19 protein-coding genes and 2 tRNA genes are annotated in these 23,452 nt (G+C 67.6%); 12 read left to right on the forward strand and 9 right to left on the reverse strand.

The features are described 5' to 3' along the window. Positions 1 to 146 precede the first annotated feature (146 nt). Complete coding sequence (locus tag AB0F70_RS12065) at positions 147 to 1,079, forward strand: D-alanine--D-alanine ligase (protein WP_357448136.1); 933 nt, start codon at positions 147 to 149, stop codon at positions 1,077 to 1,079. A gap of 108 nt (positions 1,080 to 1,187) precedes the next feature. Here AB0F70_RS12065 and AB0F70_RS12070 read toward each other — a convergent pair whose 3' ends face one another. The 8 genes from AB0F70_RS12070 to rpmH form a co-directional block, all read right to left on the reverse strand. Next, complete coding sequence (locus AB0F70_RS12070) at positions 1,188 to 2,462, reverse strand: ParB/RepB/Spo0J family partition protein (protein ID WP_357448138.1); 1,275 nt, start codon at positions 2,460 to 2,462, stop codon at positions 1,188 to 1,190. Positions 2,463 to 2,559: 97 nt separating this feature from the next. Continuing rightward, positions 2,560 to 4,479 (reverse strand): AAA family ATPase, encoded by a 1,920-nt coding sequence (locus AB0F70_RS12075; protein ID WP_357448140.1) that lies wholly within the window; start codon positions 4,477 to 4,479, stop codon positions 2,560 to 2,562. 893 nt (positions 4,480 to 5,372) lie between these two features. Continuing rightward, the gene (rsmG, locus tag AB0F70_RS12080) at positions 5,373 to 6,047 is read right to left on the reverse strand and encodes a 16S rRNA (guanine(527)-N(7))-methyltransferase RsmG (RefSeq protein WP_357448142.1); all 675 of its coding nucleotides are present in this window, start codon (positions 6,045 to 6,047) and stop codon (positions 5,373 to 5,375) included. A gap of 111 nt (positions 6,048 to 6,158) precedes the next feature. Next, positions 6,159 to 6,713: a R3H domain-containing nucleic acid-binding protein gene (locus AB0F70_RS12085; protein ID WP_357448144.1), complete on the reverse strand. Its 555-nt coding sequence runs from the start codon at positions 6,711 to 6,713 to the stop codon at positions 6,159 to 6,161. 12 nt (positions 6,714 to 6,725) lie between these two features. Next, a complete protein-coding gene (gene yidC / locus AB0F70_RS12090) occupies positions 6,726 to 7,910 on the reverse strand; it encodes a membrane protein insertase YidC (protein WP_357448146.1) in 1,185 nt (394 codons plus the stop codon). A gap of 80 nt (positions 7,911 to 7,990) precedes the next feature. Next, positions 7,991 to 8,299 carry a membrane protein insertion efficiency factor YidD gene (yidD, locus tag AB0F70_RS12095; protein WP_357448148.1) on the reverse strand — a complete coding sequence of 103 codons (309 nt, stop codon included), beginning with the start codon at positions 8,297 to 8,299 and terminating at the stop codon, positions 7,991 to 7,993. After that, positions 8,296 to 8,673, reverse strand: a complete 378-nt coding sequence (rnpA, locus tag AB0F70_RS12100; RefSeq protein ID WP_357448150.1) for a ribonuclease P protein component — start codon at positions 8,671 to 8,673, stop codon at positions 8,296 to 8,298. The genes yidD and rnpA overlap by 4 nt, the downstream gene beginning before the upstream one ends. Before the next feature lie 3 nt (positions 8,674 to 8,676). Next, on the reverse strand, positions 8,677 to 8,814 hold the full coding sequence (rpmH, locus tag AB0F70_RS12105) for a 50S ribosomal protein L34 (protein ID WP_108493057.1): 138 nt from the start codon (positions 8,812 to 8,814) through the stop codon (positions 8,677 to 8,679). Between the two features lie 431 nt (positions 8,815 to 9,245). Here rpmH and dnaA point away from each other — a divergent pair, with 431 nt between their 5' ends. From dnaA to AB0F70_RS12130, 5 genes are all read left to right on the forward strand, one after another. Beyond that, entirely contained in the window at positions 9,246 to 10,682 is a 1,437-nt protein-coding gene (gene dnaA / locus AB0F70_RS12110; RefSeq protein WP_357448152.1) for a chromosomal replication initiator protein DnaA, read from the forward strand. A gap of 637 nt (positions 10,683 to 11,319) precedes the next feature. Next, on the forward strand, positions 11,320 to 12,450 hold the full coding sequence (gene dnaN / locus AB0F70_RS12115) for a DNA polymerase III subunit beta (RefSeq protein WP_357448154.1): 1,131 nt from the start codon (positions 11,320 to 11,322) through the stop codon (positions 12,448 to 12,450). Positions 12,451 to 12,578: 128 nt separating this feature from the next. After that, positions 12,579 to 13,475 carry a phosphogluconate dehydrogenase (NAD(+)-dependent, decarboxylating) gene (gnd, locus tag AB0F70_RS12120; protein WP_357448156.1) on the forward strand — a complete coding sequence of 299 codons (897 nt, stop codon included), beginning with the start codon at positions 12,579 to 12,581 and terminating at the stop codon, positions 13,473 to 13,475. A 26-nt stretch (positions 13,476 to 13,501) separates the two neighbouring features. Continuing rightward, positions 13,502 to 14,737 (forward strand): DNA replication/repair protein RecF, encoded by a 1,236-nt coding sequence (gene recF / locus AB0F70_RS12125; protein WP_357448158.1) that lies wholly within the window; start codon positions 13,502 to 13,504, stop codon positions 14,735 to 14,737. A gap of 40 nt (positions 14,738 to 14,777) precedes the next feature. Continuing rightward, complete coding sequence (locus tag AB0F70_RS12130) at positions 14,778 to 15,272, forward strand: DciA family protein (RefSeq protein ID WP_357448160.1); 495 nt, start codon at positions 14,778 to 14,780, stop codon at positions 15,270 to 15,272. Between the two features lie 126 nt (positions 15,273 to 15,398). Here the strand turns inward: AB0F70_RS12130 and AB0F70_RS12135 are convergent, their stop codons facing one another. Continuing rightward, positions 15,399 to 16,208 (reverse strand): hypothetical protein, encoded by an 810-nt coding sequence (locus AB0F70_RS12135; protein WP_357448162.1) that lies wholly within the window; start codon positions 16,206 to 16,208, stop codon positions 15,399 to 15,401. 636 nt (positions 16,209 to 16,844) lie between these two features. On the opposite strand from AB0F70_RS12135, the gene gyrB reads away from it, so the two are divergent. The 6 genes from gyrB (at position 16,845) to AB0F70_RS12165 (ending at position 23,416) form a co-directional block, all read left to right on the forward strand. Next, positions 16,845 to 18,920 carry a DNA topoisomerase (ATP-hydrolyzing) subunit B gene (gene gyrB, locus AB0F70_RS12140; protein WP_357448164.1) on the forward strand — a complete coding sequence of 692 codons (2,076 nt, stop codon included), beginning with the start codon at positions 16,845 to 16,847 and terminating at the stop codon, positions 18,918 to 18,920. Positions 18,921 to 19,098: 178 nt separating this feature from the next. After that, complete coding sequence (gyrA, locus tag AB0F70_RS12145) at positions 19,099 to 21,711, forward strand: DNA gyrase subunit A (protein ID WP_357448361.1); 2,613 nt, start codon at positions 19,099 to 19,101, stop codon at positions 21,709 to 21,711. Then, a complete protein-coding gene (locus tag AB0F70_RS12150; protein WP_357448166.1) occupies positions 21,711 to 22,955 on the forward strand; it encodes a DUF3566 domain-containing protein in 1,245 nt (414 codons plus the stop codon). The genes gyrA and AB0F70_RS12150 overlap by 1 nt, the downstream gene beginning before the upstream one ends. Positions 22,956 to 23,102: 147 nt before the next feature. Next, positions 23,103 to 23,176, forward strand: a tRNA-Ile gene (locus tag AB0F70_RS12155). A gap of 35 nt (positions 23,177 to 23,211) precedes the next feature. After that, positions 23,212 to 23,331, forward strand: a complete 120-nt coding sequence (locus AB0F70_RS12160; RefSeq protein ID WP_274994665.1) for a DLW-39 family protein — start codon at positions 23,212 to 23,214, stop codon at positions 23,329 to 23,331. A gap of 12 nt (positions 23,332 to 23,343) precedes the next feature. Continuing rightward, positions 23,344 to 23,416 (forward strand) — tRNA-Ala (locus AB0F70_RS12165). Positions 23,417 to 23,452 lie beyond the last annotated feature (36 nt).

The raw sequence follows: 23,452 nt of genomic DNA on the forward strand, positions 1-23,452 counted from the left end.
ATGGCAGCTGACCCGTCGATCACAACCGAGTGAGTCTCTCGATGACCAGTTCCGCCCCTGCTCCGTCCGCTCCGACGTCCGCCGGCGCCGCCGTTGACTTGCCCAAGCGCCCTGCCGGGCCCGATTCCGCGGACAACCCTCCGCTGGTGGTCATCCTCGCCGGCGGACTGTCGCACGAGCGGGACGTCTCGCTCCGGTCAGGGCGTCGGGTCGCGGAGGCGCTGCGCTCCACCGGTCTGGAGGTCGTGCTGCACGATGTCGACGCCGACCTCCTGGCGTTCCTCCGCGATGCCCGGCCCGACGTCGTCTGGCCGCTGCTGCACGGCACTTCCGGTGAAGACGGCTCGGTGCGCGATGTGCTCGACATGCTCGGCCTGCAGTACGTGGGCACCGGCCCGCGCGCCAGCCGTGCGGCGTGGAACAAGCCGATCTCGAAGGCGGCCCTCCTCGACGCGGGCCTCTCGACGCCCGACTACGTGACACTCCCCCAGAGCCTCTTCCGGGACCTCGGGGCGCAGCCGGTGCTCGACACGGTGGTGCGGCGGCTGGGGCTGCCCCTCGTGGTCAAGCCGACAGAGGGCGGCTCCGCGCTCGGCGTCACCGTCGTGACCCGGGCGGAAGACCTGCCGCGAGCGATGGTGGAGTGCTTCGCGTACGGCGAGACAGCACTCATCGAGCAGGCGATCATCGGCATCGAGCTGGCCGTCAGCGTGATCGACGGGCCCGGCGGGCCGGAGGCGCTGCCGGCTGTGGAAATAGTCGCCGACGGCGGCTACGACTACGCCGCTCGCTACGTCGCCGGCGAGGCCGAGTTCTTCGCACCCGCTCGCCTCACGCCGGCCCAGACCACCCTGGTGTCCGACGTCGCGGTGCGCGCCCACCAGGCTCTGCACCTGCGTCACCTGTCCCGCACCGACCTGATCCTCGACGCCTCGGGCACCGCCCAGATCCTCGAGGTCAGCGTCGCGCCGGGCATGACAGAGATGTCGGTCCTGCCCCAGGCGATCGCCGCGAGCGGTCGCGACGTCGCGGCGCTGTACCGCGAGATAGTCGACACGACGCTGGCTCCGGTGCGCTGACAACAGCGCCCACCGCTGAAGCGACGCTGGGCCGGTATCTCCCCGTGAGAGATACCGGCCCAGCGTCTTTCTGTGCGGCTACCGCCTCCGCGGTCGCGCTGCGGCGGGTCAGGCGCCAGAGGGCGGCTTCAGAAGACCGCGCTCCTCGGGAGCCATCACATTGAGGATCCGGTTGAGGTCTTCGACCGAGGCGAACTCGACGGTCATGCGGCCCTTGGTCTTGCCGAGCGCCACTTTGACCCTGGTCTCGAACCGGTCGGAGAGCCGGGTCGCCAGCTCGTCCACCGCTTCGCTGCGGGTGCCGGCTCGCGGCGCCTTGCGGGTCTTGCTGCCGCTGCCGTCGGACTCCGTCAGCATGACGATCTCCTCGGTCGCCCGCACCGAGAGTCCTTCCGACACGATGCGCTGAGCGAGTCGTTCGATCTCCGCACCGTCGCTCAGGCCGAGGAGTGCGCGAGCATGTCCGGCCGAGAGCACCCCCGCGGCGACACGTCGCTGTACCAGCGGAGGCAGCCTGAGCAGACGAAGCGTGTTCGAGATCTGGGGACGGCTACGCGCGATCCGGTTCGCAAGCTCTTCGTGCGTGCAGCCGAAGTCATCGAGGAGCTGCCGGTAGGCCGCGGCCTCCTCGAGCGGGTTCAGGTCCGAGCGGTGCAGGTTCTCCAGGAGCGCGTCACGGAGCATGTCGCCGTCGTCGGTCTCCCGAACGATCGCCGGGATGGTCTCGAGCTGGGCCGCCTGCGTCGCTCGCCAGCGCCGCTCGCCCATGATGAGCTCGTACTCACCCGGGTGTTCCTTGTCCGGACGGACGACGATCGGCTGGAGGACACCGATCTCCCTGATCGACTCGACCAGCTCGTCGAGGTCTCCCTCGTCGAAGACCGTGCGGGGCTGCCAGGTGTTCGGTCGAATCGACGTGACGGGCAGCTCGGCGAAACGCGCGCCCGGAACCGGAAGGAGGTCCCCTGTTTCACGTGAAACAGAGGACGTCTCGCCCTCCTCACGGCTGAAGAACGTGTCGTCGAGGGCGGACGCACCACCACCCTCCGCGGCCTCGTTCGCGACCGAGAGTCGGCCGCTGGCGATCGCGGAGTCCCAGTTCATGGTGCTCGGTCGAGGGCCGCTGTTCTTGGCGGCCTTCTTCTCCGCCAACGGCTCCGCCGAGGCGGTGTCCACAGAGATGGTGCTCACCGGCACCTCGTCCGTCGCGTCCAGCGCCGGTGACGGGCGCTCTTCCACGACGGTCGCTACCGAACCCCCCAATGCGTACTCGGCGCCGTCGGACTCGCCCGGCCCTGTTCCGGCACCAAGCTCATCCGGCTCGGGACCCGTCGGGATCAGGGCGCCCAGGCCCCGCCCGAGCCCGCGTCGCTTCGCACTCATCGTGTCTCCTCGTCGGTTCCGGTCTCGCGCCCAGCGCGGACAGGCATCTTCTCCATCGCCACGGTCCGCGTCGCGTCCCGTGCTTCACTGCGCACCATCAGTCCTGTGCTCCGACCGGCTCCGCCTGCATCGCACGACGCGGGCTCGAACCACCCTGGCCGCGCTCGGCCAGTTCACGGGATGCCTGAAGGTACGCCAGCGCACCCGTAGATGTCGCGTCGTAGGTCATCACCGTCTGGCCGTAGCTTGGGGCCTCGGAGATACGCACCGACCGCGGGATCGTCGTCTTGAACGTCTCGGCCGGAAAGTGCGAGCGGACCTCGCCCGCAACCTGCTGCGCAAGGTTGGTTCGACCGTCGTACATGGTGAGCAGTATCGACGAGACGCGCAGCTCTGGATTGAGGTGGGAGCGGATCAGGTCGATGGTCTTGAGCAGCTGGCTCAGGCCCTCAAGGGCGTAGTACTCGCACTGGATCGGTATGAAGACCTCGCGGCCTGCCACGAACGCGTTGACCGTGAGGAGTCCCAGGCTCGGCGGGCAGTCGATGAGGACGTAGTCGATCCGTTCCTCGCCGGCAGCGACGCGGTCGGCAAGGTACTTGTCGATCGCCTTCCGGAGCCTTGTTTCACGTGAAACGAGGGACACGAGCTCGATCTCGGAACCCGAGAGGTCGATCGTCGCCGGAACACCCCAGAGGTTCGGGACGTCGGGGCACTGCTGGATCGTGCTGGCCAGCGACTCTCCCTCCACGAGAATCTCGTACACCGAGGGCGTCCCCGCACGGTGCTCGATGCCGAGAGCCGTGGAGGCGTTTCCCTGCGGGTCGTTGTCGATGACCAGCACGTTCAGGCCGGACTGGGCCAGGCCCGCGGCGACGTTCACCGTCGTAGTCGTCTTGCCGACGCCGCCCTTCTGATTGGCCACCGTGATGATCCGCGTCTTGGCTGGGCGCGGGAACTTACGCCCTTGCAGTTCAATACGTCGGCGAGCGTCCATCGCGAGCTCGGCGGCGACAGGCGTCGTATCGTCAACGGCCGGAACGGTTGCGATGAGGGCTGACCGACGCTCGTCATCGCCACCGTGCGGGCCGCCCGTGGGCTGCTGCGTGCCATTGGGCGTCTGCGCCGACCCGGGTGTTTCACGTGAAACACCGGGAGCGGAGAGGCTCTGCACAGGAATCGGATCCGTCACGCGGCCACTGTAATCGCTGGCTACGCCTTCTGGCCCGGACTCCGGCTCTGTTTCTCCGTCGAAATGTGTGAATTCCGCGTCCACGAGAACCACCGACTCGTCATCGTCGACCGGCGTGGGCGGTCCGAGGACTGCAGGCGCAGCGTTCACCGCAGCGTCGAGAGCTTCACTCGCTCGGCGGATCGCGTCCGCCGGGACAGGCCGATCTGACGGCAGCTCTTCCATCTGATCGGGATCGACGTCGGTGGGTGCCGCGTCGGTCCCCCACTCGGTCGTGCCCGGGTCCGCGGCACGCTCCAGCACTTTGGTCGGTTCGGCGGACTCCGTCACAGCGGTCATGTCTGGTTCCTGATCTTCGGTCCCGGAAGCGGGCATCGTCACGGACTCGATCAGCTCGCTCAGCGCAGCGACGCTCTTGCTCTCATCGCCAGGACGGTCCTGGCCCCAGACCTGATCCCGCGGCACGTTGCCTGCGATCTCAGGCTGGGACGGCGCCATGTCCTCGGACGAGATGGGCGTCGCCTCGTGGTTCTCGGCGCCGGCGGTCGACGGCGCCGCTGTCGGAGGTTCATCCACCTCCGGATCGCCGCGCTCGGTTCCATCCGCATGAGGCTCCGGTGCTCCGAGGCTCTCGATGGTGACGTCTGCGGTGTCGCCCTCGGGCCGGGGGGTGGCAGGCTCGGTGGTGACGAAGCCTGCGGCGTCATCGACGGAGCCAGTTCTCGATTCACTGTCAGCGCGTGCCGGGACACCATCCTGGAATTCAGGAGATCCCGAGGGAGCAACGCGCTCGACCGGGGCGTCGGTCAGGGCGCCATCACTCACCGGAACTGCCTCCTGCTGCCCACTGCTGTCCTCCGACTCCGGGCGGTCGGCAAGCACAGTGAAGCTCGCCGCCGGTGACGACGCCATAGCCGCCGACCGCGCGCCCTCTGTCGCGGGCTCCTCCAGAACGGGGCCCGGTTCGGAAGCGGACGAGTCGGGCGCCGTTGTGGCGGCAGCCGGCGCCGCAACGGACTTGGCTGCCGCTACTCGCTTGGACTTTCGTCTGAAGAAGCACACCCGAGTAACGCTAAGGTCGGCGGCCTGTTCAGCTCCGTCGAAACGCCGACCTCAGGGTGATCAGATCCACTCTTTGTCGACGTTCGGGCTCGCTCAGCGTCAGGCGATGCGTTTCGGCCACTCCGAGTCCGAAAGGTGCCCGAAGTACGATCCGGCGTCGCAGACGATCCGCCCGGTCTGGTTTCACGTGAAACAGACCGTCGGAGCGGTCCCCAACCGGATCCCCATCGTCGCCGGCCAGACGCCGCCCGCTCGCTCCTCCCCCGTCGAGGTTGCCGCTAGCCCACAGCCATCTGCCTCCGCACATCCGAGGAATCGCCCCTCCGAGTCTGTCCACGCCGTTGACGTCTTGGCCCTCCGCTTTCGCCGCCTGGCGAGAGCCACCGCCGATACGACCTCCAGCACTGCTTCCGTTTCACGTGAAACGAGCCGACGTGCTCGGGAAGTCGCGGCCCGGCCCGTCGGTCATGATGGTCAGTCCTCAGTCAGCGCCCTTGCCCGGTGTCATCCCAAAGACTGTCCGGAGGGGGACTTGAACCCCAACGCCCGACAGTCCTCGAACGAGATAATCTCCCGCCCAGGTTCTCAACCAAAGCGGGAGCGGCCACCCTCAGGCAGCCGCTCCCGTTTCACGTGAAACATCTTCCTCGCGAGGACTACTTCCCCCGACGTACGCGCACGATCGTCGTGGACTCCACGCCCTCGACCGTGGAGCCCTCAAGAATGTCCGGGTCGCCCGCCCCGTACTTCCGCAGGACCTTCCGTGCCGGGTCGACCTCCTCCGCGACGCTGCGCCCCTTGAGGATCACCATCTCCCCGCCCACCCGAACGAGCGGCATGCTCAACCGGACCAGCTTGGAAAGTGCGGCCACCGCCCGGGACGTCACGGCGTCGACCTCGAGCGCCCCGTGGTACTCCTCCGCCCGCCCGCGCTTCACCTGGACGTTCGTCAGTCCGAGCTCGGCCACCACCTCGGACAGCCACGTCGTCCGTCGCTCCATCGGCTCGACCAGGATCACCTCGAGCTGCGGGCGCATCACCGCGAGCACCACGCCTGGCAGCCCTGCCCCAGATCCGATGTCGGCCACTGACCCGGACGTCGGAAGGTATGGAACGAGCGCAGCGGAGTTCAGGATGTGCCGCTCCCAGATACGTGGCACCTCGCGAGGCCCGATCAGACCACGGAGCTCACCCTGGTCACGGAGCATCTCCGCGTAGTGCGCGACGCCGTCGTACGCATCGCCCAGGAACGCCTTGACGCTGTCGCTCGTGCCGATCGTGTCGCCGTCGGGCACCACAGTGTCCTCGCCAGGCATCTCCTGTGCCGCCACGTCCGAACCCTCCACGTCTCGTCCTCCAGTCGCTGTCGAAAGTAGCCAAACACACCGAGGGCCGGCGCACGTCCTCGGGACGCACACCGGCCCTCGGTCGAGGCCGATAGTTCAGTCGGTGACCGCTGCCGGCGTCCCCGCCGGCTGGACCACCACGTATCGCTCGGGCTCGACTCCACGCGAGTCGCTGACCAGCCCGGCAGCCGCTACCGCATCGTGCACTACCTTGCGCTCAAACGCATTGAGCGGCTCGAGCTCGACCTCCTCGCCAGAGCTCCGCACCTGCTCCACCGCAACCTCCGCGACACGCGTGAGGTCGACGCGACGAGCGGCCCGGTAGCCGCCTATGTCGAGCATCAGCCGGCTGCGCTCCCCTGTGCGGGTCTGCACAGCCAGGCGCGTGAGCTCCTGCATCGCGTCGAGCACCTCGCCTTCGCTGCCGATGAGGTGTGCCAGCGACTTGGGGTCGTCAGCCACCACCTCGACCGCGGCGCGGTCGTGCTTGATGTCGAGGTCGATGTCGCCGTCGAGGTCCGCGATGTCGAGGAACTCCTCGAGGTAGTCGGCTGCGATCTCGCCCTCTTCTTCGAGGCGCTTGGTCCGGTCCTCGGGATCCACGACCGGAGCCTCGGGATCGGGTGTAGCCGTACCTGTGCTCGCGTTCATCGTGCCTTCCTCCTACTTCTTCTGCTTGCGCTTGCTCGACGCGGCCGGGGTCGACCCGGGCGTCGTGCCGGACGGCTTCGGCTTCGAGCCCGGCTGCTTCGCCGACGTCGTGCCGCTCGGCTTGGGCTTGGAGCTAGACTGCTTCCCCGGGGCCGGCTCAGGTGTCGTCTCAGGAGCCGCCTCAGGCGCCGTCTCGGGGGTGGCGTCCTGCGGCGCCGACTGCGCGACGGCGGGACGCGGAGGCACCGCGCCCTTCTGCCTGTCCTTGCGCTTGGGCTGCACACGCTGACCGCTCTTGGGCTGCTCCACCACGGGGGTCGCGTCCTCGATGACCGCGCCCGACTTGGCGGCACGCTTGGCAGCCTTCGCGGCCTGGCGCTCCTTCATCTGCTTCTCTGCGATGGAACCAGGCGTCGGCATGCGCTTGATCGTGTAGTACTGCTGACCCATCGACCAGAGGTTGGTCACCGTCCAGTAGATGAGGACACCGACGGGGAAGTTCACGCCCGAGATCGCGAAGACGATCGGCAGCATGTAGAGCATGAGCTTCTGCGTCTGCGCCATCGGACCCTCAAGGGCCGACGGGGGCATGTTCTTCATCGTGAGCTGGCGCTGCGTCGTGAAGGTCGTGACGCTCATCGCGACGATCAGCGCGATGACGACGACGCGGGAGACCATCGAGTCGGTCTGCAGGAAGACGTCGCTCAGCTGCGCACCGAACAGGGTCGACGACTCGATGTCACCAGCGACGTCCCGGGTGATCGGTCCGATGGGATCGGCATTGCCCTCTGAGATCGCCTTCAGACCGTTCAGCACGCGGAACAGCGCGAAGAAGATCGGCGACTGCAGCAGGATCGGCATGCAGGACGCGAACGGGTTGGTCCCGTGCTTCCGGTACAGCTCCATGGTCTCTCGCGTCATGTTCTCGCGAGACGCCGGGTCGGTCTTGCCCTTGTACTTCTTCTGCACGGCCTGCAGCTCGGGCTGGATCATCTGCATCCCGCGCGAAGCCTTGATCTGCTTGAAGAAGAGCGGGATCAGCACGATGCGGATGACGATCACCAGAGCGACGATCGACAGGACCCACGCCGTACCAGGACCTGCCGACATGCCGAGCGTCGTGAAGAGCCAGTGCGACCCGTAGATGATCCAGGCCACGACCCATTCGATCGGGTAGAGGAAAGCGAAGAAGTCCATCGGTCAAGAAGCTCCAGAGTCGGTGACGCAAAGTCTGCAGTGGCTGCGGGTGTCGTGCCGGCGACAGGGGCCGGGGCAGGTCAGCCCTCGGCGTGGGTGTGCGCGCCGCGCACGGGCGGCACGTCGTCGACGCCACCGAGACTCCACGGGTTGCACCGCAGCAGGCGCCACAGCGCGAGACCCAGCCCGCGCACTACACCGTGACGCCGCAGGGCGATCAGGGTGTACTGCGAACAGGACGGGTAGTACTTACAGCTCGGGGGGCTCATCGGGCTGATGAACGCCTGGTAGAAGCGCACCATCCCCACGAGGAGGGTCACCGGGAGCCTGCCGATCAACGAGGGCTCGCGCGGCGGCGCCTCACCCTCGGGTGCGGGGGCGGTGGTCATCTCTTCCCGTCTCCGGTGGCGCGTGCGACCGCACGACGCAAGCAGGAGTCGAGGTCACGTTCAAGATCCGCATACGTTGCGGCCGACGACGGCGGAAGTGCGCGCACGACAGCTCGAGCAGTGCTCGGCAGGGCCGAGAGCTGCTCGGCCGCGGCAGCGCGGAGCCGACGCTTCACCAGATTGCGCTGCACGGAGTTGCCCACAGCCTTGGAAACGACAAAACCGACCTGTGGAGTTCCCGATCCTGGGTCCGAGACATTTTCGTCTGGTACCAGGAGGTGAACCACCACGGTCGATCGACCTGCACGCGTGCCGCGGCGCACCGTCCGCTCAAAGTCGACGGAACGGCGCAGTCGGTGCGCCGCGGGCAACATGGCTCAGGCTGAGAGCTCGGCGCGACCCTTGCGGCGACGGTCCGCCAGGATGGCGCGGCCGGCGCGGGTGCGCATGCGCAGCCGGAAACCGTGGGTCTTTGCACGCCGGCGGGTGTTCGGCTGGAAGGTCCGCTTGCTCACGAGGTACTCCAAGAACGTCGGGGTAGGCACACCGTCTGTCCTCGACGATGCAGTGAAAGTTGGCCGATCCATACAGCGATTGGCCTAGCCGACCCCGGGGCCCGCTCCACTGGTCGTGGCCGACGTCGAAGGACGTGACCCGAATCCGTATGTGGGCGCGCAGAAGTACCAGGAACGGCTATATGACGTTACGCCGCCCATGCCCTCCGGGTCAAACCAGAACGGCGAGATCGTGCGTGTCGGACGCGCCACATCGGGGGTCGCGACGGGCCGCGTGGGCGGCTCTGTGACCTGCCCCTGTACCACCTGTCCAGCGGCGATCCTGGCAATCCACAACCTGTGGACAACTGTGTGGGCGGTGCTCCATCATGGCAGACTCCAAGACACCCCCAGCACTCGCAGGACCCCGCGCACAAGACGAAGGAAAGCCAGTGGCCAACCCGGACGAGAACATCGGTGACGTCTGGGCACAGACCCTGACGGCACTCGAGGCCCGGCCCGATATGAGCCCCCGGCAGCTCGCCTTCATCCGCCTGGCCAAGCCGATGGCAGTGCTGGACGACATGGTCTTCATCGCCGTCCCTCACGAACAGACACGTACCTATCTGGAGACCGCGGTCCGCGACGACCTCGTGTCCGCGATGTCTTCAGTGCTCGGCCGGGACGTGCGCTTCGGCATCACCGTGGATCCCGAGCTGAGCAGCCGGACGCTCGCCGGACCCTCGCAGATCTCAGGGCCGGCCACTCTCTCGCTCGAGCACGAGCCGCCGGAGCCCGAGCAGGCGCAGATGCCTATCGCTCCGCAGCCAGCGCCGAAGCCGTCGGCCGAGCCAACCCGGCTGAACCCGAAGTACATCTTCGAGACGTTCGTCATCGGTTCCTCCAACCGGTTCGCCCACGCGGCCGCCGTCGCCGTGGCCGAGGCACCCGCCAAGGCGTACAACCCGCTCTTCATCTACGGCGACTCGGGACTGGGCAAGACGCACCTGATGCACGCCATCGGGCACTACGTCCACAACCTGTACCCGCACATCCGGGTGCGGTACGTGAACTCCGAGGAGTTCACCAACGACTTCATCAACAGCATCGGTGAGGGCAAGGCGGGTGCGTTCCAGCGCCGGTACCGCGACGTCGACGTGCTCCTCATCGACGACATCCAGTTCCTGCAGGGCAAGGAACAGACGATGGAGGAGTTCTTCCACACCTTCAACGCGCTGCACAACGCCAACAAGCAGGTAGTCATCACGTCCGACGTCCCCCCGAAGCAGCTCAACGGCTTCGAGGACCGCCTGCGCTCCCGCTTCGAGTGGGGCCTCATCACCGATGTCCAGCCCCCTGACCTCGAGACCCGCATCGCGATCATGCGGAAGAAGGCAGCGAGCGAGCACCTGGACGTGCCGGCGGACGTCCTCTCCTACATCGGCTCGCGCATCTCGACGAACATCCGTGAGCTCGAGGGCGCGCTGATCCGCGTCACCGCGTTCGCGAACCTCAACCGCCAGCAGGTCGACCTGGCTCTCGCGGAGATAGTCCTCAAGGACCTGATCACCGACGACGACGACACCACGGAGATCACACCGGCCGTCGTCATCGCGCAGACCGCCGCGTACTTCGGGCTCACCATCGACGACCTGTGCGGCTCGTCCCGGTCCCGGGTGCTGGTGACCGCCCGGCAGATAGCCATGTACCTGTGCCGCGAGCTCACGGACCTGTCACTGCCCAAGATCGGCCAGCAGTTCGGCGGGCGTGACCACACCACCGTCATGCACGCGAACAAGAAGATCGCGGGCCAGATGGCGGAGCGTCGCTCGACCTACAACCAGGTCACCGAGCTCACGAGCCGGATCAAGCAGCAGCAGCGCGGCTGATCCGAAAGATCTCGCGCGGCGCCCCGAAATCGGACAGCGCGCCCCTATTCGCACCTATCCACACCCCTGTGCACAGCCTGACCGGTGCGCAGGGGTGTTGCATATCCGCACCTCCACAGGTCTATCCACATGCGGAACGGCAGGTTGCCGCGGTTTCCCTCAGGTCGTCCCCAGCCCTGTGCACGCCCGCTGTGCAGAACTCGGCTCAAGACCCTGACCTGCCAATACACACCTGGGGACAAGCCTGTGGACGGCTGTGGACGACGGGCCATTTTCTGTGGGCGGCGACCCCCCGATCGGTGGACAGCCTGTGTGCACAAACTGGCCGTCCACAGGTGTGCCCAGTTCTTGCACAGTTTGGCCCACAGCTCCTCCACAGGAGAAAACAGCCCCTGACCTGCACGAAGACCGGATATCCCCAGTATCCACAACCCCTACTACTACTACGACATCTATCTCTAAGAGGGAATCCACACGCCTTCATAAGGCGGTCCGAGCGTTCGGCGCACCTCTTCGAACATTAGTACTAAGCCCCGGAAGAAGTCCATCCACAACCTGTGCCGCTCGAGTGCCACGTGGTCAGCAACTCGCGTAGGGTTTCCCTCGACAGTCCAGGAACAAGAGGAGATGCAACGGCATGAAGTTCAGGGTCGAGCGCGATGTCCTCGCCGATGCCGTGACGTGGACCGCTCGCACGCTCCCCACGCGTCCGCCGGCTCCCGTACTTGCCGGCGTCCGCATCGAGGCAGATGCTCAGGGCGTCATCAACCTGGCGAGCTTTGACTACGAGACATCCGCGCGGTCCGTGATTCCCGCCGAGGTCGCCGAACCGGGCACGGTCCTCGTCTCTGGCCGGCTCCTGGCCGAGATCTCCCGGGCGCTCCCCAACAAGCCGGTGGATGTCGCACTCGAGGGCAACAAGGTCGTCGTCACGTGCGGCGCCAGCCGGTTCACGCTCCTCACCATGCCTGTGGACGAGTACCCCGCGCTGCCCGGCCTCCCTGAGGTCAGCGGGACGGTCTCGGGCGACGCGTTCACGCATGCCGTCGCCCAGGTGACCGTCGCGGCGAGCCGCGACGACACGCTGCCGCTGCTGACCGGTGTGCGCGTGGAGATCGAGGGCGAACGCATCACGCTGCTCTCCACGGACCGCTACCGCCTCGCGCTTCGCGAGCTCACCTGGACCCCAGCCACCCCGGGCTTCTCCGCAGTGGCCCTCATCCGAGCTCGCACGCTGAACGACGTCGCAAAGTCGCTCGGCTCGGGTGGGCTCGTGAACGTCGGGTTGTCCACAGGCCAGGGTCTCGACCTTGTGGGTTTCGAGGCCGGCGGCCGCCAGACGACCTCGCAGCTCGTCGAGGGCGACTACCCGGCCGTTCGCCGGCTCTTCCCGGACAGCACGCCGATCCATGCCGTGGTCGCGACAGCGCCCCTGATCGAGGCCGCCAAGCGCGTGAGCCTGGTCGCGGAGCGCAACACGCCGATCCGTCTCTCGTTCAGTGACGGCCAGGTCGTGCTCGACGCCGGCCACGGTGACGACGCTCAGGCATCCGAGGCGCTGGAGGCGGTGCTGGTGGGCGAGGACATCGCTGTGGCGTTCAACCCGCAGTTCCTGCTCGACGGGCTCGGTGCGCTGGGCACCGACTTCGTCCGGCTCTCGTTCACGCACCCCAACAAGCCGGTCGAGTTCACAGGTCAGGGCAGCCTGGACGGCGAGGACGACTCCGCCTACCGGTACCTGCTGGTCCCGATCCGCTTCACGGGCTGACGGCTCGGGGCTCTCCAGCGGACGGCCCCGTTGTCCACAGCCCACAACCGTCAGTCTGGACAGCCAGCCTGCACCAAGGACGGCCGCCACGAGCGAGTCCGTTGATCGACCCTGGAGGAAGCACGCACATGGTCACCCACATCGGCCTGGTCGGCCTGGGCAAGATGGGCAACAACATGCGGTCCCGCCTGCGCAAGGGCGGCATCGAAGTCACCGGGTTCGACCCGCGGCCGGAGGTCTCGGACGTCCCGACGCTCGCAGACCTGGCGGCCGCCCTTCCGAAGGACAAGCGGGTCGTCTGGGTGATGGTTCCCGCCGGAGAGCCGACGCGCGGTGTGCTCGACCAACTCGCTGAGATCCTCAACGAGGGCGACATCGTGATCGAGGGCGGCAACTCGCACTACGTCGAGGACCAGGAGCGTGCCGCCGAGCTCGCCAAGAACGGCATCGGCTACCTCGATGTCGGTGTGAGCGGTGGCGTCTGGGGGCTGGAGAACGGCTACGGCCTGATGGTCGGAGGCGCTGCCGCCGACGTCGAGTCGGTCATGCCGGTCTTCGACGCGCTGCGCCCGGAGGGCCCCCGCGAGGAGGGCTTCGTCCACGCGGGCGGCGTCGGCGCCGGTCACTACGCCAAGATGGTCCACAACGGCATCGAGTACGGCCTCATGCAGGCGTACGCCGAGGGTTACGAGCTGCTCGCGGCCAAGTCCGACATCATCACCGACGTGCACGGCACGATGAAGGCGTGGAGCCGCGGCACCGTCGTGCGCTCCTGGCTGCTCGACCTCATGGTCAAGGCGCTCGAGCAGGACCCGAAGCTCGCCCTGCTGGACGACTGGGTCGACGACTCCGGCGAGGGCCGGTGGACCGTGGACGAGGGAATCGACATGGCAGTTCCGCTGCCCGTCATCTCCGCTGCGCTGTTCGCCCGCTTCGCCTCCCGCCAGGAGCAGTCGCCTGCCATGAAGGCGGTGGCCGCGCTGCGTCAGCAGTTCGGTGGGCACGCGGTGAAGTCGGCCGAGTAGCGCGCGGGACGTACGATCTCCTACCGATGTACGTCTCCCACCTCTCCCTGCTGGACTTCCGGTCGTATGCCTCGGCCGACGTGGAGCTCGAACCCGGGGTCAACGCGTTCGTAGGGCGCAACGGCCGGGGCAAGACCAACCTCGTCGAGGCGATCGGCTATGTCGCGACGCTCGGTTCGCACCGGGTCGCCACCGACGCGCCGCTCATCCGGTCGGGCGCCGACCGCGCCGTCGTGCGGACGCGGATCGTCCGCGGGGACCGGGCGAGCACCGTCGAGTTGGAGATCACCCAGGGCAAGGCGAACCGCGCGCGTATCAACCGTGGCCAGGCGGTGCGGGCTCGGGATGTGCTGGGGGTGTTGCGCACGGTGCTCTTCGCGCCGGAGGACCTCTCCTTGGTCAAGGGAGAGCCGGACGGCCGACGGCGGTTCATGGACCAGCTGCTCGTCCTGATGATGCCGAGGGTGTCCGCGGTGCTCTCGGACTACGAGCGGGTGCTCAGGCAGCGTTCCGCACTGCTCAAGTCGGCCCGGTCGTCACGAAGGTCTGGTGGCTCGTCGCGAGCAGAGAGCGCTGCGGCAGAGCTTGCGACTCTGGACGTCTGGGATGCACGGCTCGCCGAGCTCGGCGCGGAGATCCTGTCGCTGCGGATCCAGCTGGTCGAGGTGCTGCGGCCGGCGGTCGCCGCCGCGTACGAGCAGGTGAGCGATGCCGACAGCGATGCGGAGATCGCGTACCGGTCATCGCTCCCTGCCCTCTCGACGGGTAATCCACCGGGGTTGTCCACAGGGCCTGGGGATAACTTTGCCGACGTGGGACGGCTGCGCGACCTGCTGCTGGAGGCCCTGGTCACAGCGCGACCGCAGGAGCTGGAGCGGGGAGTGAGCCTCGTCGGCCCGCACCGTGACGACCTCATCCTGACGCTCGGCGGGTTGCCGGCCAAGGGCTACGCGAGCCACGGCGAGTCCTGGTCGTTCGCGCTCGCGCTGCGCCTCGCATCATTCCGACTCCTCGGCGGAGATCCGCAGAATTCGGCGGATTCACCCGCTTTCTGGGACCCGGATTTCGGCACTGATGCTGATCCCGTACTGATCCTCGACGACGTGTTCGCCGAGCTCGACGTCAGGCGGAGGCAACGGCTCGCCGACCTGGTGCTACCGGCTCGCCAGGTGCTTGTGACGGCAGCCGTGGCCGAGGACATTCCCGCTGTCCTCAACGGCGTACGGTTTCACGTGGAACCCGGGACGGTGACTCGTGACTGACAACTCTCCACAGGGGCCTGTGGATAACTCTGAGCCCCCTTTGACGCCGCCCTCCGAGGTGGCGCGCGCCGCTCTGAACCGGGCCAAGGCCGCGGCTCGAGCACGTGGTCTGCGGCCCGGGTCGCCGTCACGCAGGTCCCCCCTGGCTGAACCGCGGTCGAGCGGATCGGGCCCAGGAGCCCGCGACCCCCAGCTGCTCGGCGCGCTCGTCGGCCGGCTGCTGCGCGAGAAGGGCTGGACCGAGGACGTTTCGGTGGGCGGGGTGATGGGCCGGTGGCGCGAGGTGGTGGGTCCCGAGATCGCCGATCACTGCACACCGGAGACCTTCGAGGACAAGGTGCTCGTGGTTCGCGCGGACTCGACGGCGTGGGCGACCCAGCTCCGGCTGCTCGTGCCCACGCTGCGCAGGCGCATGGCCGAGGAGATCGGCGAGGGCGTGGTCGAGGAGGTCACCGTGCTCGGTCCGGCCGGCCCCGGGTTCCGCAAGGGCCCGCGGTCCGTACGCGGCCCGGGTCCGCGGGACACCTGGGGCTGAGCCGTACCCCTTGGGCCGGGTGCTGCTCGTATCCGGCCGGCAGCACGAGCAAGAAGGGCCCCCGGCCGGAAGCCGAGGGCCCTTCTTGGATCAGCTGGGCCGTAGCGTCAGCCAGTAGCTATTCGGTCACGCGTTCTGCATGCGCTTGCGGGCCCAGACCAGGGCGACGCCACCGGCGGCGAGAAGTGCGGCGAACGCGATGGCGCCACCGACGGTCGCACCGGTAGCGGCCAGCTCGTCCGGCTTCTCAGCAGCAGGGCTGGCCGACGGGGACGGCTCGGTGGCCGGCGGGACCGACGCGTCGTCGGTGGGCTCGACGACCGGCTCGGAGGGCACGGGCGTGGGCTCAGGTGTCGGCTCCGCGCACTCTTCCTCGAAGACGATGAGCTCGACCGGGAGCAGCGCCGTACCGTCGGCCTGGGGCTGGTAGGCCCCGAGGTCCTCGGGGAAGACGTAGTCGTCGGAGTTGAGGGTGGCGACGACACCGGCGTCGGTCTTGGAATACGTGATCGCCTCGGTGTTCGGCGGCAGCGTGACGTCGTCGAGGCTCGCGGCACAGCCGGAGACGACCTCAGGCATGACCGGCGAGACGACCTCGGCGGGCGGGGTCGTCTCGCAGGCGCCGATCGAGCCCGAGTCCGACCAGTCGTACTTGTCGTTGTCGTGAGCATCGACGGTGACGGTCCACTCGTGCGCTGCATCGAGCGCGAGCCCGTCGTAGTGGCCCTGGAAGCCATCGGTGAACTTGGTTTCCTCAACGGTCTCGCCGTCGATGACGACCGTGACGGTGGCCCCGTAGTAGTACTTGAGGTCCACGTTCACGAACCCGCAGTCGGCGGAGACGTTCGGGGTGTGGGCGGACGCGGGCGCGGCCGAGGCGACCATGCCACCGAACGCCAGTACGGCGAGGGTTCCGCCGGCGAGAAGCTTCTTCACTCTGTAAGCCCTTCGAAGTGTGTGCGCGAGTTGCGCATATGACCGGTCGGCGCTATTAGAGCAGAAAACGACAAATCAACGAAATGTCACCTTCTGCGCGAAAAGTTTCTGACCTTCGATTGGCCAGAGCGTGACGCTTCGCAGACTTTCGCAGCGTCGTGTCGGTGGAGGCGTGACGAACATGCGGTGGCCGGACGGTGTCGACACCTCCCGGACGGTGCTCGAACATGCGTCTCACGGTGGTCGGACCGCGCCTTTCCACGAGCCACGGCCGACGACTCGTGCGAACCCTCTCCCGAGCGCTCGGACAGCACCCAGATCCGGGGTCCGAGGGCCGGTCGGGAACCCCTCCAGGAGCGCAAAAATCACCCTGTGGAGAAAGGTTGTGGAGGAGTGGCTACAAACGGCCTCAGATCCCGGGTTTTCGCCGCTCAGAAGGTAGTATGAGGGGGTCAACCGCGCCGGGTCCCAGGATCGTCCTGAGGCCCGGAACGCTGAGCACCGACGAGCCGTCGGATCGTACGTCAGCACCCGAGCACGGCATGGACCCTTGTGGGTCCGAGCCGCTCGTGCAGCCGCTGGTACGTCCGTCGTCGTGCACATCGTGTGCCTGAAAGACGAGGAGCAACCCCGCCCGTGACAGAGCGAATCGACGGCGGCTACGACGCCGGGAACATCACAGTCCTGGAAGGTCTCGAGGCCGTTCGTAAGCGACCGGGCATGTATATCGGATCGACCGGTGAGCGTGGGCTCCACCACCTGGTGACCGAGATTGTGGATAACGCTGTGGATGAAGCCCTTGCGGGCCACGCCACAGAGATCGACATACGGCTCCTGGCTGACGGTGGCGTACGCGTCACCGACGACGGTCGAGGCATCCCGGTCGCGATGCACCCCACCGAGGGCAAGCCGACGCTCGAGGTCGTCATGACGATCCTGCACGCCGGCGGCAAGTTCGGCGGCGGCGGCTACGCCGTCTCCGGCGGGCTGCACGGTGTCGGTATGTCCGTGGTCAACGCACTGAGCTACCGCTTCGTCTCCGAGGTACGCCGCGACGGGTACAACTGGCGCCAGGAGTACGCCGACGGCGGCACCCCGGTCACCGGCGTCGACCGGCTGGAGCCGCTGGGTCCCGACGAGGGCACCGGGACCACCCAGACGTTCTGGGCCGACGGGACGATCTTCGAGACCACCGAGTACGACTTCGAGACGCTCCGTGCCCGGTTTCAGCAGTACGCGTTCCTCAACAAGGGCCTGAAGATCACGCTCACCGACGAGCGTGCGGGTCATTCCTCCGCCACCGACGAGGTGACCGGTGTCGAGCGCGAGGCCGCCGCGGACGACGTGGTCGCTGCCGAGAGCAAGCCGTCGACCGACGGGCAAGAGCCCGGCTCGGAGTCGGACGCCTGGCGCACCGTCACGTTCAAGTACGAGAACGGCCTGATGGACTACGTGCACCACCTCAACTCCGCGAAGCGGGTGGAGCTCGTCCACCCGGACGTGATCTGGTTCGAGAGCGAGGACACGGAGCGCAAGATCGCCGTCGAGATCGCGCTGCAGTGGACCAGCGCCTACAGCGAGTCGGTGCACACGTTCGCGAACACGATCTCGACCACCGAGGGCGGGACGCACGAAGAGGGTTTCCGCGCTGCCATGACCACGCTGGTCAACAGCTACGCGCGGGACAAGAACATCATCAAGGAGAAGGACGAGAACCTCACGGGTGACGACATCCGCGAGGGCCTCACCGCCGTCATCTCCGTGAAGCTCGGTGAGCCGCAGTTCGAGGGGCAGACCAAGACGAAGCTGGGCAACACGGAGGCCAAGACCTTTGTGCAGCGCGTGGTGCGCGAGCAGCTCGTCGACTGGTTCGACGCTCATCCGAACGAGGCACGTGACGTCATCCGCAAGGCGATCTCCGCCTCGCAGGCCCGCATCGCGGCGCGCAAGGCGCGCGAGGCGACCCGCCGCAAGGGTGTCCTGAACGGCGGCGGTATGCCGGGCAAGCTCAGGGACTGCCAGTCGCGCTTCCCCGACGAGTGCGAGATCTACGTCGTCGAGGGTGACTCGGCCGGCGGTTCCGCGGTGCGCGGGCGCAACCCGCACAACCAGGCGATCCTCCCGCTGCGCGGCAAGATCCTGAACGTGGAGCGCGCGCGGCTCGACAAGGCGCTCTCCAACGCCGAGGTGCAGGCGCTGATCACCTCGTTCGGCACGGGTATCGGCGAGGACTTCGACCTCTCGAAGCTCAAGTACCACAAGATCGTGCTCATGGCCGACGCCGACGTCGACGGCCAGCACATCTGCACCCTGCTGCTCACCCTGCTGTTCCGCTACATGCGCCCGCTCATCGAGCATGGTCACGTGTACCTCGCGCAGCCGCCGCTGTACCGGATCAAGTGGAGCAACGCCCCGCACGACTACGTGTACTCGGACCGGGAGCGCGACGCGTTCCTCGAGGCCGGCGCCGCGCAGGGCAAGCGGATCCCCAAGGACAACGGCATCCAGCGCTACAAGGGCCTGGGTGAGATGGACTATTCCGAGCTCTGGGACACCACGATGGACCCGGACCACCGGACGCTGCTGCAGGTGACCATGGACGACGCGGCCGCGGCCGACGAGATCTTCTCGGTGCTCATGGGCGAGGACGTCGAGTCCCGCCGTACGTTCATCCAGCGCAACGCCAAGGACGTGCGGTTCCTCGACATCTAGGGATGTCCGAGGAGCGAGCGCGTGAGCCCCGACGCCGACCGCCCAGCCGGGCGTGCGGCGTCGGGCATGAAATTTGGCGGCCCAGGAGACGAAGTGACACGCCCACCGGCGTGGAAAGGAAGTACAGACGGTGACGGACGAGACCCCCGGCGTAGAGAACTCCGACGACGGTATTCCGATGGAGGACGCGCGAGTAGCGGTGCACCACGGCCGTGTCGAGCAGGTTGACCTCCAGCTCGAGATGCAGCGGTCGTACCTCGACTACGCGATGAGCGTGATCGTTGGCCGCGCGCTGCCCGACGTGCGGGACGGCCTCAAGCCGGTGCACCGCCGCGTCATCTACGCGATGTACGACGGCGGCTACCGCCCGGACCGCGCGTACTCCAAGTGCTCGCGTGTCGTGGGTGACGTCATGGGTAAGTACCACCCCCACGGCGACACCTCCATCTACGACACCCTGGTGCGCCTGGTCCAGGACTGGGTGCTGCGCTACCCGCTGGTCGCGGGCCAGGGCAACTTCGGCTCGCCGGGCAACGACCCGGCGGCCGCCCCGCGGTACACCGAGTGCAAGATGGCGCCGCTCGCGCTCGAGATGGTGCGGGACATCGAGAAGGGCACCGTCGACTTCCGGCCGAACTACGACGGGCGGACCCAGGAGCCGGTGGTCCTGCCGTCGCGCATCCCGAACCTCCTGGTCAACGGGTCGGCCGGCATCGCCGTCGGGATGGCGACGAACATCCCGCCGCACAACCTACGCGAGGTCGTCGACGGCGTGCGGTGGCACCTGGCCCATCCCGACGCCACCCGCGAGGAACTGCTCGAGGCGCTCCTGGAGCGCATCAAGGGCCCGGACTTCCCGTCAGGGGCCCTGATCCTTGGGCACAAGGGCATCGAGGACGCCTACCGCACTGGTCGCGGCTCCATCACGATGCGCGCGGTCGTCAGCGTCGAGGAGATCCAGAACCGGATCTGCCTGGTCGTGACCGAGCTGCCGTACATGGTGAACCCGGACAACCTGGCGTCGAAGATCGCCGACCTCGTCAACGACGGCCGTATCAGCGGCATCGCGGACATCCGCGACGAGACGTCCGGCCGCACCGGCCAGCGCCTGGTGATCGTCCTCAAGCGCGACGCCGTGGCGAAGGTGGTGCTGAACAACCTCTACAAGCACACGCCGCTGCAGGAGAACTTCAGCGCGAACATGCTCGCGCTGGTCGACGAGGTGCCCCGCACGCTCAGCATCGACGCGTTCGTGCGCCACTGGACCACGCACCAGATCGAGGTCGTGCGCCGGCGCACCGAGTACCTCCTCAAGGAGGCGCAGGACCAGATCCACATCTACGAGGGCTACCTGAAGGCCCTCGACGCGCTCGACGAGGTCATCGCGCTGATCCGCCGCTCCCCCGACGCGGACGAAGCGCGGACGGGCCTGATGGACCTGCTCACGATCGACGAGCTGCAGGCGAACGCGATCCTGGCGCTGCAGCTGCGCCGGCTGGCGGCCCTCGAACGGCAGAAGATCCTCGACGAGCACGCCAAGCTGCGGCTCGCGATCGACGACTACCTGGACATCCTCGCCAAGCCGGAGCGCCAGCGGGCCATCGTGGGCGACGAGCTCAACGACGTGACCGACCGCTGGGGCGACGAGCGCCGCACCACGATCCTTCCGTACGACGGCGACATGTCGATGGAGGACCTCATCCCCGAGGAGGACGTGGTCGTCACCATCACGCGTGGCGGCTACGCCAAGCGGACCCGGACGGACAACTACCGCTCGCAGAAGCGCGGCGGCAAGGGTGTGCGCGGCACGCAGCTGCGCGAGGACGACATCGTGGACCACTTCTTCACGACGACGACCCACCACTGGATGCTGTTCTTCACCAACCTCGGCAGGGTCTACCGGGCCAAGGGCTACGAGCTGCCCGAGGGCAGCCGTGACTCCAAGGGGCAGCACGTCGCGAACCTGCTGGCCTTCCAGCCCGGCGAGAAGATCGCTCAGGTCCTCGACATCCCCGACTACGAGGCTGCTGAGTACCTGGTCCTCGCCACGCGGCGCGGGCTCGTGAAGAAGACTCGTCTGAGCGAGTACAACTCGCCGCGGTCCGGCGGCCTCATCGCGATCAACCTGCGGGAGGACGAGGCCGGCGCCGCGGACGAGCTGGTCTCGGCCCGTCTCGTGAACGCGGACGACGACCTCATCCTCGTCTCGCGCAAGGGCCAGTCGATCCGCTTTCACGCGGACGACGAGTCGATCCGCCCGCTGGGCCGTGCCACGTCGGGTGTCACGGGGATGAAGTTCCGGGAGGACGACGAGCTGCTCTCCGCCGCCGTGGTCATCGACGGAGCCGACCTCTTCGTGGTCACCGAGGGTGGTTTCGCGAAGCGCACCCGCATCTCGGAGTACCGGGTCCAGGGCCGTGGTGGCCTCGGTATCAAGGTCGCCAACCTCGTGGAGGCGCGCGGCGATCTCGTTGGCGCGCTGGTCACGTATGCCGACGACGAGGTGCTGGTCATCATGGAGCGCGGCAAGATCGTGCGTTCCGCGGTTGCCGAAGTTAACCTCACCGGCCGGAACACTCAGGGGGTAACCTTCGCAAAGCCGGACAAGGGCGACAGGATTATCGCCGTCGCGCGCAACGCGGAGCGTGAGGACGCGGGCGATGCGACAGGTGCTGTGGAAGAGATCTCCGACGGCGAATCCGCAGAGCGGGTTACCGTGGAAGAGATTCCGACCCCTGATGAAGTTCCGAGCACCCCTGAGCAGGACAGCACCGGACGCGAGGACAGCTGATGACGAGTGACAAGAGCGGGCCCGTGCGCACGGCGTCGCCCGAGCTCGATGAGGACCTGGAGATCACCCGGGATCGCAAGAACGTGAACGGGGAGCAGGCTGCGGCCGAGACCCCCGACTCGAAGCAGGCGGAGGCGAGCTCGAGCAAGAGCTCGGCGTCGGCGAAGGCTGATGCCGCCGAGTCCGCCGCCCCCAAGAGCGGTTCCGGCGGGGCGAGCGGAAACGCTGACCTGCCGTCCGAGCCGGTCGTGGTTCCCGCCCCGCCGACGACGCAGGCGCGTCCCAGGCCCGGCGCGGAGGCACCCGTGCCGCCGGCACCGGAGGAGTCGAGCATTCCCACCACGGGCGGGGTCTGGCGTTCCGCGTACGAGGCTGGCCGCCCAGCCAGGGATTCCAAGCCGGCCACGTCGCCCAGGCCGGCCACCCCGCCGGCACCACCCACGCCGGCCACGCCGACGAGCAGCGAGCCCGTAGCCGGGCCTGGCCTCGTCTCGGCCAGGTCCGATGTCTCAGCTCCGGCGTCCGACGCCACCGCGAAGTCGTGGAACCGCGTCCCGGCACCGAACACCCCGCCGGCACCTCCCGCCGCGACGTCGGAGGGTACGGACGGGGTTCGAGCCGGCGCGATGAAGGCAGCTCAAGCTGCCCTCGACGCGGCACGCAGCGCAGCCAAGAAGGTGACGTCGATAATGCCCGACGACGATGCGCGGTCGGCAACGCCCGCGAACGAGGCTCCGGCTCGGCCGGAGATGCACTACACGGCAGGCGGAGTTCGCGGAACTGCCACTCCGGCCGCGGCGCAGGCCGCGGGTACGACGCCTCAGGCGCCGTCGGAGCCGGCTTCGGCCCCGACCCCTGAGGCACCTCGCTCTGCTCCCGCCGGGCCGCGCCGGGTACGCCTCGCCATCTCTCGTGTGGACCCGTGGTCCGTCATGAAGCTGGCGTTCCTGCTGGCCGTGGCGATCGCGATCATGACGGTGGTCGCCACCGCGGTGTTCTGGTCCGTGCTGAACAGCCTCGGCGTGTTCACCACCATCCAGGACTTCGTGAAGGATGCCGTCGGGCCGCAGAGCAACGTGAACCTCACGCAGTTCGTGGAGTTCCCCCGCGTCATCTCGCTGGCGACCCTGATCAGCATCTGTAACATTGTCTTGTTGACGGCGATCGCCACGATCATGGCTTTCCTCTACAACATCACTGCAGCACTCGTCGGCGGCGTGCACATGACGCTGACCGACGACTGACGTCTCCTCGACGTCACCCAGAGCGTTCTCGTGCGCCGCCGCGCACGACTCGATGCACGTCACACCGCGAACCGCGTTTTCGGTTTGGGACATCGTCCCGACCTGGGGTAATCTCCAGTGTCGCGGCAGCGTGCGGAACGCTCGCCCGGGGCTATAGCTCAGACGGTTAGAGCGCTTCCCTGATAAGGAAGAGGTCGGAGGTTCAAGTCCTCCTAGCCCCACTCCCGGACCTGCAGAGGCTCCCCAGGAGGAACTCGTGAAGAAGCTGCTTATAGTGCTGCTCGCTGCTGGAGCCGGCTACGTTCTCTGGCGCAAGCTGAGCGAGGACGCTGCGGGACGCGACCTGTGGTCCGAGGTCACCGATTCGCTCGACTGAGCAGCCGGCAGAGGGGCCATGGCGCAATTGGTAGCGCACCTGCTTTGCAAGCAGGGGGTTGGGGGTTCGAGTCCCCCTGGCTCCACCCACTATGACCTGCGACGATATTCTCGCCGCAGGT

The sequence above is a fragment of the Promicromonospora sp. NPDC023805 genome (assembly GCF_040639635.1).
Classification (GTDB): Bacteria; Actinomycetota; Actinomycetes; order Actinomycetales; family Cellulomonadaceae; genus Promicromonospora.

Excerpts from the sequence above, each read along its gene's own strand:
- AB0F70_RS12070 (WP_357448138.1), bottom strand. The coding sequence starts at position 2,462 with ATGAGTGCGAAGCGACGCGGGCTCGGGCGGGGCCTGGGCGCCCTGATC.
- AB0F70_RS12085 (WP_357448144.1), bottom strand. The coding sequence starts at position 6,713 with ATGAACGCGAGCACAGGTACGGCTACACCCGATCCCGAGGCTCCGGTC.
- yidC (WP_357448146.1), bottom strand. The coding sequence starts at position 7,910 with ATGGACTTCTTCGCTTTCCTCTACCCGATCGAATGGGTCGTGGCCTGG.
- yidD (WP_357448148.1), bottom strand. The coding sequence starts at position 8,299 with ATGACCACCGCCCCCGCACCCGAGGGTGAGGCGCCGCCGCGCGAGCCC.
- rnpA (WP_357448150.1), bottom strand. The coding sequence starts at position 8,673 with ATGTTGCCCGCGGCGCACCGACTGCGCCGTTCCGTCGACTTTGAGCGG.
- dnaN (WP_357448154.1), top strand. The coding sequence starts at position 11,320 with ATGAAGTTCAGGGTCGAGCGCGATGTCCTCGCCGATGCCGTGACGTGG.
- gnd (WP_357448156.1), top strand. The coding sequence starts at position 12,579 with ATGGTCACCCACATCGGCCTGGTCGGCCTGGGCAAGATGGGCAACAAC.
- recF (WP_357448158.1), top strand. The coding sequence starts at position 13,502 with ATGTACGTCTCCCACCTCTCCCTGCTGGACTTCCGGTCGTATGCCTCG.
- gyrA (WP_357448361.1), top strand. The coding sequence starts at position 19,099 with ATGGAGGACGCGCGAGTAGCGGTGCACCACGGCCGTGTCGAGCAGGTT.
- AB0F70_RS12150 (WP_357448166.1), top strand. The coding sequence starts at position 21,711 with ATGACGAGTGACAAGAGCGGGCCCGTGCGCACGGCGTCGCCCGAGCTC.